Below are 12,975 nucleotides of genomic sequence, written 5' to 3'. Positions count from 1 at the left end.
TGCATTCGCAGACGAGGTTAGCCCGGTACTACAGCGAGATGTCGGCGTACCGGTGGAACCACGGCGCGGCCGCCTCGAGTCCGGCCGCGAGCGCGAGGAGATCACCGTCGGCACCGAGCCGGCCGACGAACTGCACGCCGAGCGGGAGGCCCGCGTCGGTCCAGTGCAGCGGCACGCTCATGGCCGGGCGGCCGGTGAGGTTCGCGAGCTGCGTGTACGGCACCCAGCCGAGGCTCTCGTAGATCAGCTTGTCGATGATCCCCAGGCGCGCGATGGCCCGGCCGGACCGTGCTCTCGAAGCGAGTCGCGCCGCCCGCTGCAGGACCGGCGGCGTGGTCATCGAACCGACCCGGGGCGGCGGCACCGCGAGCGTGGGCGTCAGCAGCAGGTCGTGGGTCTGATGAAAGCGGTCGAGAGCCAGGACGTGGTCGTTGATCCGGTCGAGTGCGGTGAACAGGGGAACGACGCCGGCCGCCCGGCCCAGCTCCGCGAGGGTCAGGGTGTCGGCCTCGAAGTGGGAGTCGGGAGCACCGGTGAGGCGTCGCACCTCGTCGACCTGCGCGGCGCATTTCGCGAACCAGATGTCGAGGAAATCGCGCGCGAGTGCGGCGTCGTCGTGCGGTGGGGCGACCTCCTCGACCTGGTGGCCGAGATCGGTCAGCACCGACGCGGCGTGTTCGACCGCGGCGACGGCCTCCGGGTGCGGATTCGCGTTGATCGCCGACGTCGTGGTGTAGCCGATCCGCAGCAACCGCGGTGGGGTCGCGATCCGGGCGGTGTAGCTCTCGGTGTGCAGCGGCGTCGGGTACGTCGACGACGGCGTCGGCCCGATGAGTGCGTCGTAGAGGGCTGCGGCGTCGCGGACGGTTCGGGTCACCACGCCTTCGACGCCCATCCCGAAGAGCGGTTCGCCGGTCTGCGGACCGAACGGCATCAGGCCACGCGAACTCTTGAGTCCGAACAGCCCGGTGCACGCGGCGGGGATGCGGATGGAACCGCCGCCGTCGCTGGCCCCGGCCGCCGGGACGATACCGGCGGCCACCGCCGCGGCGCTGCCGCCCGACGACCCGCCCGGGGTCACCTCGATGTCCCACGGGTTACGCGTGGGCCCCCAGAACGTGGGTTCGGTGATGCCCTTCGCGCCGAACTCCGGGGTGTTCGTCTTGCCGAAGATCACCAGGCCGGCGTCGAGAAACCGCTGCACGCCGACGGAGTGCTCGCGGGCGATATGGGTCGCGAGGGCGCGAGAGCCGCGCGTCGTCGGATAGCCGCGGTAGTCCTGCGCGAGATCCTTGATGAGGAACGGGACACCGGCGAACGGCCCGGTGAGATCGCCCCGGACGCGGGCATCGGCTTCGGCGTCCATCCGGATCACGATGGCGTTGAGTGACGGATTCACCGCGTCCGCGCGGGCTCGCGCGAGGTCGAGGAGTTCGGCGGCCGTCACCTCGCCGGAGGCGACGAGACCTGCCAGGGTGGTCGCGTCGGCGGACAGATACTCACCCATGTGCACGTCCTGACCCTAGTGGTTCCGGGAGCCGGTCGAGCGGACTTGTCGGCGATCCGCCGGCGGGCCGGGCGGGCCTCTCGGCGACCCGGGACCCACGGTCACCGTTGCCCACGCAAACCGGTAACGGCCGGATCGCGAGACCGTGAACGAAAAGGGGCAGCACGTGGCGGCCGCGTCGCCTATGTCCCGAATGAGCTGTTCAGCGTCGAGAAGTGTGACGTGTACCACTCCGTAATGGGGTCACGGGACCCGCTCTCGCCTTTGCCGTGGCGTTATCGTGCCGTTACACTTCACCAGGACGGGTACCGCTGCCCGGGGGGACCAATACAATCCCTCCTCGTACGTCTTCGTACACAAGCCCGCAGCAGTACCCGGTAGGCAAGACCCGCAAGCGGCCGGCTCCGGCCGTGGTGATCCAAAGGAAAACTGACGAATGCTGACACGCGCCCGTAAGCGCCTCGTCGCCGGACTCGTGGCTCTCGTGGCCGTGTCGGGTGCGACGCTGGTCGCAGCTCCGCCGGAGGCCTCTGCGGCCAACGGTTGCAATGTCGAGTACGTCCGCTCGAACGCCATGAACCGGACCGTGCCCGTGTGCATCGTCTCGGCCGGCGGTGGCGGACCCAAGCCGACGCTGTACCTGCTCGACGGACTCCGCGCCCCCGCCAACAACAGCGGCTGGCTGATCAACACCGATGTCGCCCGCTACATGGCAGGCAAGGGCACCAACGTCGCCATCCCGTTCGGCGGCGCAGGCAGCTTCTACACCGACTGGCAGACCGCCGATCCCCGGCTGGGTGTCAACAAGTGGGAGACCTTCCTGACCCGCGAGTTGCCGGGCTACATGAAGGCGCGTCACAACAGTGACAACCGCCGCAACGGCATCGCCGGACTCTCGATGTCGGGCACCTCGGCGCTGAACCTCGCGTCGCGCCACCCCAACTTCTACAAGGCGGTCGCCTCCTACAGCGGCTACCCGACGGTCACCCTGCCGGGCTTCACCCAGGGCATCATGGCCTCGGTCGCCGAGGTCGGCGGCAACCCGTTCAACATGTGGGGCTTCTACCCTGCGGGCACCTGGTTCCAGAACGATCCGTTCCTGAGCGCGGGCAACCTGGCGGGCAAGAACGTCTACGTCTCGTCCGGTAGCGGTGTCGGCAGCAAGTACGACTCCTCGGTCAACCCGGCCAGCGCCAACTTCGACCCGGTCAAGTTCGCGCAGATGATCCCGCTCGAGGTCGCCGCGTCGACCAGCAGCCAGATCTACATCGGCCGCCTCGCGCTCGTCCCGGGCGTCAAGCTCACCACCCGGATCACCCCGGACGGTGCGCACTGGTGGGACTACTGGCAGAGCACCTTCAAGGAGTCGTGGGCCAAGACCTTCCGCCCCGCCTTCTTCTGAGTCAGACCCTCTGACAAGGGCCGGTGACCTTCGGGTCACCGGCCCTTGTTGTATCTGCTGAGCAGCTCGTGCACGCGTAGCGTGCCCGCGCGCGCCCCCTGCTGGCCGAGCAGCTCGTGCGCGCGTAGCGTGCCCGCGCGTCTGTCGAGGTCACCTTGGTGGGTTCGGTTGCGGAGGGGCTTCGACTCGGCGCCTCGCTTCGCTCGGGGCCGGCTCAACCCGCAGGGGGTGTGGCGCAACCACTGCTGGCCGAGCAGCTCGTGCACGCGTAGCGTGCCCGTGCGCGCCCCTGCTGGCCGAGCAGCTCGTGCGCGCGTAGCGTGCCCGCGCGCGCCCCTGCTGGCCGAGCAGCTCGTGCACGCGTAGCGTGCCCGCGCGTCCGTCGAGGTCACCTTGGTGGGTTCGGTTGCGGAGGGGCTTCGACTCGGCGCCTCGCTCCGCTCGGGGCCGGCTCAACCCGCAGGGGGTGTGGCGCAGCCCCTGCTGGCCGAGCAGCTCGTGCACGCGTAGCGTGCCCGCGCGTCTGTCGAGGTCACCTTGGTGAGGACTAGTTGCGGCAGGGGGCTTCGACTCGGCGCCTCGCTCCGCTCGGGGCCGGCTCAACCCGCAGGGGGTGTGGCGCAGCCCCTGCTGGCCGAGCAGCTCGTGCACGCGTAGCGTGCCCGCGCGTCTGTCGAGGTCACTTTGGTGAGGGCTGGTTGCGGAGGGGCTTCGACTCGGCGCCTCGCTTCGCTCGGGGCCGGCACAACCCGCAGGGGATCCAGACACAACACCGCGGGCACACCCGGTGGATACCGGATGCGCCCGCGGTGGTCGCTCTTGCCTCTGCCTACTCGGGCGGCGGCTGTTTGCGGAAGGTGCGCGTGGCCGAGTCGTCGGCCGGCGGGGTGTCACCGACCTTGGGGATCTGCTCGGTCGGTCGCTCCCACGGATTCCCGCCTGCGGGCGCTGCTCCGGCCGGCGGTGCGTCGCGCTTGATCAGCGTGGTGTCGCGCTCGTCGGCGGGCGGGGTCGTCGGCGGCGGGGTGTCGTCCACCCGGGTGTCGTCACGGCGTCCGCGGAAGAACAGCAGCGCGGCGGCGATCAGCAGGATCACGCCGACGATGCCCAGGATGATCGGAACCCACACCCCGCCGACCTTCAGCTGGTCGACGTAGCCGCTGGCCTTCTTCGTCTGATTGGAGACGGTCTCGTCGGTCCACTTGAAGGTGCCCTTCAAGGCGTCCATACGGAACTCGCGCACCGCTTCCGGGGTGGCGTCGCTCTGATCGGGGGACTTGAAGTACTGGTGCTGGTCCTCGCGACCGTCGACGATGGTTCCGGTCTCCGGCTCCACCCACACATGGCGGGTCGCGGCGGCGTACCGGTGCATCGTGATCGGGTCGTTCGCCCGCACGCCGCGTCCGGTGATGCCCCACCAGCGGGCGGGCATCGTCAGCATCGTGCCCAATGCCGCCTCGCCCTGCGCGTTCGGGAGGTTGGAGAGGTCGGTCTCCGGGACGTCGCACACGAAGTGGTAGGTGTTCACCCCGTCGATGGTCTCTTCGCCCTCGAACTTCGCCGCGCAGTCCTGGCGGGTGTTGAGGTCGTAGTAGGGGTAGTCACGCTGCTGCACGTCGAAGCCGAACTTGTACTGGTAGCCGGTGCGGTTGTCGATGGCTACCGACACGTCGTTGACGTTGCCGCCCTCGGGAACCGCCTCGAGCTGTAGCGAGCTGACGGCGCCGTTGGGTGCCGAGGTCTTGCGATTCACCGACACGCGGTCGATGGTCGCGGTCAGCAGGCCGTCCTCGCACGTGCGCGTTTCACCCGCGGCGGCGACCGTCGGTTCGGTCTCGGTTCCCTCGGCGTCACGCAGACGTTCGATGAGGACGGTCTGCGCCGACTGCAGGCTCGCCTGGCGGCTGTCCGACGGCTCGGTGATGATCGAGCGTCGCTGCTGGGTGAGCGATGCATCGAGTGTGCGGGCCCGGGGCTCGGACACCGAACAGCGATCGAAGATCACCGCTGGGAAGCGCTCCCCGGTCGAACCGTCCGCGGCAACCGTGGTGGCGTCGGAAGTGATGTCCAGATCGAGCGGAACCACCTTCAACTGCGGCACGAGATAAAGCGGTATGGCGATGGCCGCCGCGATGCACGCAGCGCCGAAGAAGGCCAGCACTGCCGGCACAAAACGTCTCATGTGTGACTCCTGGAATCAGCTGATCGCTCCCACCCTAACTGTCGCGTTTGCCACAGATGGGCACAGTGGGTCCGACATGCCGGAATGTGCAGCGTGCGGTCAGCCCCGGTCGGCTCGCCGATCGCGCTCGGCCTCCTTCAGGATGCCGGCCATGTAGCCGTAGATCTCCTTGTCGGACATCGCCTTCCACCGGGGGGCCAGCAGCTTCGTGTACTTCTCCACGTACAGCAGCTGCTTTCCGACGAGGACGAGCTCGCGGGGTAGGCGGGCGTCATGGGCCTTGGCGACGGCGGCGAGTTGCCGTCCGAGGTCGGTGTAGGACATCGAACCGAGCTCGGCGGTCGACAACGGAGTCGTCACCTTCTTGATGTCCTCGGCGCCCTGGGACGTCGAGCCCGGTTTGTGCACGGCGCCGAGGAGGAAGATGGCACGGCCCGCGGACTCGTGGTCGCCGCGCACCACGAGGTCGACTACGAGCTGGCGCAGGATGCGTCGTGTGCGGGGGGTGAACCGGCCGACGATGCCGAAGTCGAGAAGGACCAGCTTGCCGGCATCGTCGACGAGGACGTTTCCGGCGTGCAGGTCGCCGTGGAACAGGCCGCCGTGGAACGCCGAGTCCAGCAGGGACAGAAGGAGATTGCGGCACAGCGCGACACCGTCGTGCCCGGCGGCGCGCACGGCCGCGGCGTCGTCGATGCGGGTCGCGTGGATTCGTTCCATGGTCAGCACGCGCTGTGTCGTGAAGTCGTCGTAGACGCGGGGGACGCGCACACGGTCGCCGTACGGTCCCGGCTGCAGGCACGCGAACCACTCGCGCATGGTGTCGGCCTCGATACGGAAGTCCAGCTCGGCGTCGAGACCGGACGCGAAGTCCTCGACCACGTGCCGAGCGCTGAGCATGCGTCCGTACTCGGAGATCTCGGCAAGGCCGGCCAGGCGCTCGAGGATCGCGACGTCCGGGGCCAGGCGGTCGGCGATGCCCGGGCGCTGGATCTTGACCACCACCTCCTCGCCGCCGTGCAGGGTCGCGGTGTGCACCTGGGCGATCGACGCGGAGGCGATCGGCACCGGGTCGAACGAGGCGAAGACCTCTTCGGGTCCACGGCCGAGTTCGGCGATGAACTGTTCGCGCATGAGTGCCGGGTCGGCCGGCTTCACCCGGTCCAGCAGCGATTCGAACTCGGCGGACAGGGACTCGGAGAACACGCCGGGACTCGAGGCGATGAGCTGCCCGAGCTTCACATACGTCGGCCCCAGGTGTTCGAAGGTGGTCCGGATCTCGTGTGCGACGCGGGCGGCGCCGGGTGCGCGACCGCGCACGGCGTCGCCTGCGGTGTGGAGGACGAGGCGTCCGACGCCCGCGGCCGCGTGAGCGGTGGTCGTCCCGAATCGCGTGAGCTCGGCGATGGGGGACACCGGGTGCAACTGCGTGCGCTGACCGTCGTCGACTGAGCTGTTGATCGTCACCGTCGGTCATTGTAACGATCATCGCCGACGGATCCAGTGCCCTCACGCCCCGATGGACAGCGCCCGCGACGCCGCGACGTGCCGTTATGGCAAGGAGAACGCGCGGGGGGCAGACTGGCGGGCGTCGAACACATGCATCAGCCCGCATCTGTTCGTGTGTCGTCGGTGCGTTGCGCATCGCCCATCTGCCACCCATCGAATGTGTACCGAGGAGTCCGCATGCCCACCACGGTCAACGCCTACATCGCCCCGGCCGCCGATCGTCCGCTCGAACCCACCACCATCGAACGACGCGACCTGGGCCCGAACGACGTGTCGATCGACATCGCGTTCGCCGGGATCTGTCATTCCGACATCCACACCGCCCGCGACGAGTGGGGCGGGACGAAGTTCCCGGTGGTGCCCGGCCACGAGATCGCCGGGACGGTCGCGGCCGTCGGCGACGACGTCACCCGGTACGCCGTCGGTGATCGGGTCGGCGTGGGCTGTTTCGTCGACTCGTGCCGCGAGTGCGAACCGTGCCGGCTCGGCGAGGAGCAGTACTGCGAGCGCGGCAACGTGGGCACCTACAACGCTGTCGGCCGCGATGGGACACCCACGCACGGCGGATACAGCACGTCGATCGTCGTCGACGAGAACTACGTCCTCCGGATTCCCGACGGCATCGCACTCGACGAGGCAGCCCCGCTGCTGTGTGCCGGGATCACGCTCTACTCACCGCTGCGGCACTGGGGTGCCGGCCCGGGAAAGAAGGTGGCGATCGTCGGCCTCGGCGGGCTCGGTCACGTCGGGGTGAAGATCGCCCACGCGCTCGGCGCCGAGGTGACGGTGCTGTCGCAGTCGTTGAAGAAGATGGAGGACGGTCTGCGCCTCGGAGCCGACCACTACCACGCGACGGGCGATCCGCAGACCTTCCGTGAACTGCGCAGTTCGTTCGACCTCATCTTGAACACCGTGTCGGCCAACCTGCCGATCGGAAAATACCTCGGCATGCTCGCTCTCGACGGCACGCTCGTGGAACTCGGGCTGCCCGAACATCCGATCGACGTGCCCGCGGGTGCGCTGATCGGGAAGCGGCGCAGCTTCGCCGGCTCGATGATCGGCGGCATCGCACAGACCCAGGAGATGCTCGACTTCTGCGCCGAACACGGCATCGGTGCCGAGATCGAGGTGATCTCCGCGGACCGGATCAACGAGGCCTACGACCGCGTCGTGGCCTCGGATGTGCGCTACCGCTTCGTGATCGACACCGCGACGCTGTAAGCAAGCCGCGACATGTTTGCCTCCTGAAGCCGGTGGGCACCCGACAAGAGTCGACGTGCCCCGACGCAGGCAAGGAGGCCGCGCATGAACTCGACCCGATTCCGCGAACTGGCGACCGCGACCGGACCGTTCGCCACCATTTATATCGACGACTCCCACAACACCGAGGACGCCGCACACGCGGTGGAACTCCGCTGGCGGGCTCTGCGCGAGGAACTCGAGTCGGCGGGGGCGGATGCGGCGGTGGTGGAGACGATCGGTACCACTCTGCTGGACGGGACGCCTGCGGTCGGGCCGAGCGGGCGTGCGGTGATCGCGGGCCCCGACGGTGTATTGCTCGACGAACACCTCATCCGCCCACCGGTCACGCCGGTGGCGCGGTATTCGCCGGTGCCGTACCTGGTCCCGCTGGTCGAACACGGCACCAGTGCCCCACGGCACGTGATCGCCGCTGTCGATCATGCCGGCGCCGACATCGAGTTGGTCGAGGCAGGCGGCTCGTTGTTGTCGAAGGAAACCGTTGAGGGAGAAGGTTATCCGATCCATCACGCGGCTGGTGCCGAGTCGCCGGGATACGGGGACCCGCAGCAGCGCAGCGACGAACAGAACCGCAAGAACATCCGGCAGGTCGCCGACCGCCTCACCGAGATCGTCGACTCGGACAAGCCCGAGATCGTGTTCGTGATCGGCGAGCTCTCGTCGATGTCGGACCTGCGGGCGGCGGCCCCCGAGCGGCTCGCCGAGCGTCTAATCGATCTCCAACTCGGAGCGCGGGACAGCGGTATCGCTGATGCCGACATCCGCGCGGCGGTGTCGTCCGAGTTCGGGCTCCGTCAGAACCGCACGATGGCCGACGCGGCGGAGAGTCTGCAGGCGGGGCTCGGACACGACCCGGCGCTAGCCGTCGAGGGATTGACCGCGGTGTGTGGAGCACTGCGTAACGGCGAGGTGGAGACACTCATCATCGGTGATCTCGACGACACGACGGTGTTCGACGGCGGAGACGCCGCGGGCGGCCTCACCACTGTGGCACCGACCGCGGAGAATCTGTCCGAGCTGGGCGTACCGCCGGAGCGCACGTTGCGTGCCGACGAGGCGCTGCCGATGGCGGCGGTCCTGACCGGTGCCGATCTGATCCGGATCGACGAACGCATCTCACCGCGCGACGGCGTCGGCGCGGTGCTGCGCTATGCGCCGAGGACGTCCGCCGGCGACTGATACGGGGGTGGGACGGTGGCCGCACGGGAGGGCGGTCGCCGGCGAGGCCGTGCGTCGAGGCGACCTTCGAGAACTGCGGGCCGGTGCTGTTCGTCTACCAGAACTCGCTCACCATCGCGTTTTTCGCACTCTTCTTCGCGTCGTTCGCGCTGCACGCCGTGGGCGGTGCGCGCGCCTACAGCGACGAGCAGCAACAGCACGGCGAGAGTGCGGTCTCGGTGTGGCAGTACCTGGCCACCTCGCAGTTCTGGTTCGAGTCGATGCAGAACTGGCAGAGCGAGTTCATCGCGGTGGCGGCGATCGTCGTCTTGTCGGTTGTTCTGCGTCAACGCAGTTCGGCTGAGTCCAAGCCGGTGGCCGATCCGCATCTGGCGACCGGGGCATGATCGCGTTTACCTCTTGCCGCCACCGGGAAAACGGACATCCGACAGAGGCTCCATCGCGAGACACCGACCGAAGGATCGACGAATCTGATGACTGAGGAATTGCCCATGGAACCAGCCGAAACCGGCACGCCCGAGGCGACGCCGGATGATGCGCGACGCAAGGTGGATGAACTCGAGGAGCGGACTGTCGACGAACCCGACACGGACGAGCAGGTGGACCCCTCCGCCGCCACCGCACGCGATGACGAGGACGACCCGAACTCGCCGGCGGCGGGGGAGTCCGAACCGCCGGACTGAGAGCACCACTTCGATCATGACGGCAGGGCACATGACCAGCCAGAAGCGTGACCACGGACGGGCCGGTGCGCTGCGCATCGTCGCCGAACACGGGCTGCCCGCCACCCTGATCGAGCGCGGCGAGGAACGGTTCGAGCAGATCGCCGACGAACTGTCGCTGGAGTACCGGGGCCACACGGTCACGAAGGACACCACGCTGCAGATGACGCCGCGTGGTGATCTGGAGACGGTATGGGGCACGGAGGACACGGCCGACGAGGTGATCGTGTTCGTCACCGAGATGCCGCGGCTCTACCGGCCGCGGGACGGCGACGACGACCGGAATCCCCGAAATCTCGTGGTGCTGGCCGAACTGGACCGCGAGCGCAACGCCGCCGTCGTCTCGCTCCCCGCGCTCGGCCCCGCACCGCGGCGAGCGCTGCGGAGCGTGATCGCGACCATCGCCGGGGCGATGACCGGTGATGACTCGGTGCGCGGGTTCGAGCGGCAGCGCGGCATCGTCGTCGTCCGTGAGGACAACACCGAATACGTCTGCGCCCAGGGCTATTCGCGCCGACTCAAGCTGATGGCCGGAATGGTCCGGGGAAACCGGCCGTGGCGGCTGATCCCGACTCTCACGGGCATGACGGCGGCGGCCGCCGCCGCGGCGTCGTTCGGCATCTTCTTCTCGACCATCTGGTCGATGGCCAATGCGTTGAGCGCGTGGCGTCTGGCCGCGATCACCCTGCTGTCGTTGGTGCTCGCCTCGGTCTGGCTCATCGTCAACAACCGGTTGTGGGAACGCGCGGCGGTCACCGCCAAGCCGCGCGCCCGTCTCTACAACATGGCCACGGCGTGCACCGTCGTGTTCAGTGCGGTGGTGCTCTATGCCGGACTGTTCGTCGCGACTCTTGCCGCGGCGCTCATCGTCATCGAGGAGAACTTCCTCGCCGCACAGCTGGGATATCCGGTGGGCCTACGGAATTACCTGTACCTGGCGTGGCTGGCGACGTCGATGGGGATCTTCGCCGGCGCCCTGGGTTCGAGTGCCGACAGTTACGACGATGTCCTGCGTGCCACCTACGGTTATCGAGAGCGGCTGCGGCGCCAGGCATCCGAGGCCGCGGGTCACCGAACCGACACCGAGATGCGCTGACCGACAGCGGGTTCGACGACCGACCGCAACAGTGAGGAGTCCACACCATGGACCAATCCCGTGCACCGCTCCTGGAAGCCCTCGAGGCGTACCGCCGCGACGAACGCTACGGGTTCACGCCGCCCGGCCACCGTCAGGGGCGCGGGGTGGACGAACGGACCCGGTCGGCGATCGGCGCGGACGCCTTCGCCTCCGACGTGCTGGCCTCGGGCGGCCTCGACGACCGGCGGATGACGGGCAGTTACCTCTCCGACGCGGAGGATCTCATGGCCGAGGCGGTCGGTGCCGAGATGGCGTTCTTCTCGACCTGCGGCAGCTCCCTGTCGGTGAAAGCGGCGATGATGGCCGTCGCGGGTGGCGGAAACGGCGAGTTGCTCCTGACCAGAGACGCGCACAAGTCGATCGTCGCGGGATTGATCTTCTCGGGCCTGCGCCCGCGCTGGGACGAGACCCTCCACCTCACTCACCCGCCGTCGCCGGAGGAGGTCCGCAAGGCGTGGGAGACCGATCCGCAGGCCTCCGGGCTGCTGCTCGTCAGTCCGACTCCGTACGGCACCTGTGCCGACATCCGCGCCATCGCCGATGTCTGCCACGAGTTCGGCAAGCCGCTGATCGTCGACGAGGCGTGGGGTGCACACCTGCCGTTTCACGACGAGTTGCCGACCTGGGCCATGGACGCCGGGGCCGACGTCTGCGTGGTCAGCGTCCACAAGATGGGGGCGGGCTTCGAACAGGGGTCGGTGTTCCACGTGCAGGGCGACCTGGTGGACCGGACCCGGCTGTCACAGTGTGCGGACCTGTTGATGACCACCAGCCCGAACGTCCTGATCTACTCGGCCCTGGACGGCTGGCGTCGCTTCATGGTGGAGTCGGGCCGCGAGATGCTGGGTAGCGCACTCGAACTGGCTCGATCTGTCCGCCGCAGCGTGGACGAGATTCCCGGTCTGAAGGTCATGCACGACGAGCTCCTCCACGAGGAGGCGAGTCATGATCTCGACGAGATGCAGGTGCTCATCGATGTCGACGAGCTCGGCGTCAGTGGCTATCAGTGTGCCGACTGGTTGCGGGAGAACTGTCGCGTCGACGTCGGATTGAGCGACCACCGTCGAATCCTGGCCACCCTGTCGCACGCGGACGACGAGCACACCACGGGCCGACTTCTCGACGCACTGCGCGAATTATCGCGTGCCGCAGACGGCTTCGAGACCCCACCGTCGATCCGGCAGCCGTCCCCCGACGAGTTGCAACTGGAGAATCGGATGCTGCCCCGGGACGCCTTCTTCGGCGACACCGAGGCGGTGTCCCTGGACCAGGCCCCCGGCCGGATCGCCGCCGAGCAGATCACGCCCTACCCGCCCGGGATTCCCGTGGTCGTGCCGGGTGAGGTCCTCGATCAGGCGGTCGTGGACTACCTGCGCACCGGCAAGAACGCGGGCATGAATCTGCCCGACGCCGCCGACGACGAGCTGGAGACGATCAGTGTCGTCCGGTGATCACTCGTACGCCGGAAAAGCGTTCTGTGACAGCAGCTGCGCGAGGTGTGCCGCGTTACGGGCGGCGGCATGGGTCGCCGAGTCGACCGGATCCGGGACCGCGCCGAGGTCCTTGTAGTCGCGGCCGCCCATCGCCTCGTCGTTCCAATAGGTGTTGCCCTGCCCGGGAATCGTGAACCCGATGTCGTTGAGTGCGCCGAAGATGTCGGCGATGATCTTGTGCGCGCCGTCCTCGTTGCCGACCACGCCGCACATCGCGACCTTTCCGAGCATGTTCGGGCGGCCGGCGTCGTCGGTCTCGGAGATCTCCGCATCGAGGCGCTCGAGCACACGCTGTGCCACGCTCGACATGTGACCCAGCCACGTCGGGGTGGTGATCACCAGGATGTCCGCAGCGGCGACGCGCTCGAAGATCGCCGGCCAGGCGTCACCGTCGCCCATGTCCCGTTCGACTCCGGGCCGGATGTCGTGATCCACGGCGCGGATGATGTCGCCGGTCACGCCCTGCTCGGCGAGGGCGTCGAGGATGTGCCGGGCGATGAGGTCGCTGCTGGATTCGGCAGGTGACGGTTTGAGGGTGCAGGTGATCGCGAGTGCAGTGGTCATGCCGGCGAATACCCGAACC

General features: G+C 68.3%; 11 protein-coding genes. 7 read left to right on the top strand and 4 right to left on the bottom strand.

Annotated features, from left to right (window positions below; genetic code table 11):
* Positions 1–28: 28 nt before the first annotated feature.
* Entirely contained in the window at positions 29–1,507 is a 1,479-nt protein-coding gene (locus MHN80_RS14285) for an amidase (RefSeq protein ID WP_239402386.1), read from the bottom strand.
* A gap of 436 nt (positions 1,508–1,943) precedes the next feature.
* On the opposite strand from MHN80_RS14285, the gene MHN80_RS14280 reads away from it, so the two are divergent.
* Positions 1,944–2,909 (top strand): alpha/beta hydrolase family protein, encoded by a 966-nt coding sequence (locus tag MHN80_RS14280; RefSeq protein WP_004020404.1) that lies wholly within the window; start codon positions 1,944–1,946, stop codon positions 2,907–2,909.
* An 829-nt stretch (positions 2,910–3,738) separates the two neighbouring features.
* On the opposite strand, the gene MHN80_RS14275 is transcribed toward MHN80_RS14280, so the two are convergent.
* Together MHN80_RS14275 and MHN80_RS14270 are read right to left on the bottom strand one after the other, a co-directional pair.
* The gene (locus MHN80_RS14275; RefSeq protein WP_004020403.1) at positions 3,739–5,091 is read right to left on the bottom strand and encodes a DUF3068 domain-containing protein; all 1,353 of its coding nucleotides are present in this window, start codon (positions 5,089–5,091) and stop codon (positions 3,739–3,741) included.
* Positions 5,092–5,190: 99 nt separating this feature from the next.
* The gene (locus MHN80_RS14270; RefSeq protein ID WP_239402385.1) at positions 5,191–6,558 is read right to left on the bottom strand and encodes an AarF/ABC1/UbiB kinase family protein; all 1,368 of its coding nucleotides are present in this window, start codon (positions 6,556–6,558) and stop codon (positions 5,191–5,193) included.
* Positions 6,559–6,777: 219 nt separating this feature from the next.
* Between MHN80_RS14270 and MHN80_RS14265 the strand changes: the two genes are divergently transcribed.
* From MHN80_RS14265 to MHN80_RS14240, 6 genes are all read left to right on the top strand, one after another.
* Positions 6,778–7,821 carry an NAD(P)-dependent alcohol dehydrogenase gene (locus MHN80_RS14265; protein ID WP_239402384.1) on the top strand — a complete coding sequence of 348 codons (1,044 nt, stop codon included), beginning with the start codon at positions 6,778–6,780 and terminating at the stop codon, positions 7,819–7,821.
* 84 nt (positions 7,822–7,905) lie between these two features.
* A complete protein-coding gene (locus tag MHN80_RS14260) occupies positions 7,906–9,039 on the top strand; it encodes a hypothetical protein (RefSeq protein WP_239402383.1) in 1,134 nt (377 codons plus the stop codon).
* The gene (locus tag MHN80_RS14255; protein ID WP_308219782.1) at positions 9,036–9,425 is read left to right on the top strand and encodes a DUF6766 family protein; all 390 of its coding nucleotides are present in this window, start codon (positions 9,036–9,038) and stop codon (positions 9,423–9,425) included. Before MHN80_RS14260 ends, MHN80_RS14255 begins: the two co-directional genes overlap by 4 nt.
* 87 nt (positions 9,426–9,512) lie before the next feature.
* On the top strand, positions 9,513–9,722 hold the full coding sequence (locus tag MHN80_RS14250; RefSeq protein ID WP_308219780.1) for a hypothetical protein: 210 nt from the start codon (positions 9,513–9,515) through the stop codon (positions 9,720–9,722).
* 16 nt (positions 9,723–9,738) lie between these two features.
* Positions 9,739–10,857 (top strand): hypothetical protein, encoded by a 1,119-nt coding sequence (locus MHN80_RS14245; RefSeq protein ID WP_239402380.1) that lies wholly within the window; start codon positions 9,739–9,741, stop codon positions 10,855–10,857.
* Positions 10,858–10,904: 47 nt separating this feature from the next.
* Positions 10,905–12,350 (top strand): aminotransferase class I/II-fold pyridoxal phosphate-dependent enzyme, encoded by a 1,446-nt coding sequence (locus MHN80_RS14240; protein ID WP_239402379.1) that lies wholly within the window; start codon positions 10,905–10,907, stop codon positions 12,348–12,350.
* Here MHN80_RS14240 and MHN80_RS14235 read toward each other — a convergent pair whose 3' ends face one another.
* A complete protein-coding gene (locus tag MHN80_RS14235; RefSeq protein WP_239402378.1) occupies positions 12,351–12,956 on the bottom strand; it encodes a flavodoxin family protein in 606 nt (201 codons plus the stop codon).
* Positions 12,957–12,975: the final 19 nt, after the last annotated feature.

Origin of the sequence: Gordonia sp. McavH-238-E (assembly GCF_022348225.1) — a bacterium.
Classification (GTDB): domain Bacteria; phylum Actinomycetota; class Actinomycetes; order Mycobacteriales; family Mycobacteriaceae; genus Gordonia; species Gordonia terrae.
This window is presented reverse-complemented; position numbering and strand designations above follow the sequence as displayed.

Coding starts and splice junctions, on each gene's coding strand:
- MHN80_RS14245 (WP_239402380.1), top strand. CDS start 9,739: ATGACGGCAGGGCACATGACCAGCCAGAAGCGTGACCACGGACGGGCC.
- MHN80_RS14235 (WP_239402378.1), bottom strand. CDS start 12,956: ATGACCACTGCACTCGCGATCACCTGCACCCTCAAACCGTCACCTGCC.
- MHN80_RS14275 (WP_004020403.1), bottom strand. CDS start 5,091: ATGAGACGTTTTGTGCCGGCAGTGCTGGCCTTCTTCGGCGCTGCGTGC.
- MHN80_RS14250 (WP_308219780.1), top strand. CDS start 9,513: ATGACTGAGGAATTGCCCATGGAACCAGCCGAAACCGGCACGCCCGAG.
- MHN80_RS14240 (WP_239402379.1), top strand. CDS start 10,905: ATGGACCAATCCCGTGCACCGCTCCTGGAAGCCCTCGAGGCGTACCGC.
- MHN80_RS14280 (WP_004020404.1), top strand. CDS start 1,944: ATGCTGACACGCGCCCGTAAGCGCCTCGTCGCCGGACTCGTGGCTCTC.
- MHN80_RS14285 (WP_239402386.1), bottom strand. CDS start 1,507: ATGGGTGAGTATCTGTCCGCCGACGCGACCACCCTGGCAGGTCTCGTC.
- MHN80_RS14265 (WP_239402384.1), top strand. CDS start 6,778: ATGCCCACCACGGTCAACGCCTACATCGCCCCGGCCGCCGATCGTCCG.
- MHN80_RS14260 (WP_239402383.1), top strand. CDS start 7,906: ATGAACTCGACCCGATTCCGCGAACTGGCGACCGCGACCGGACCGTTC.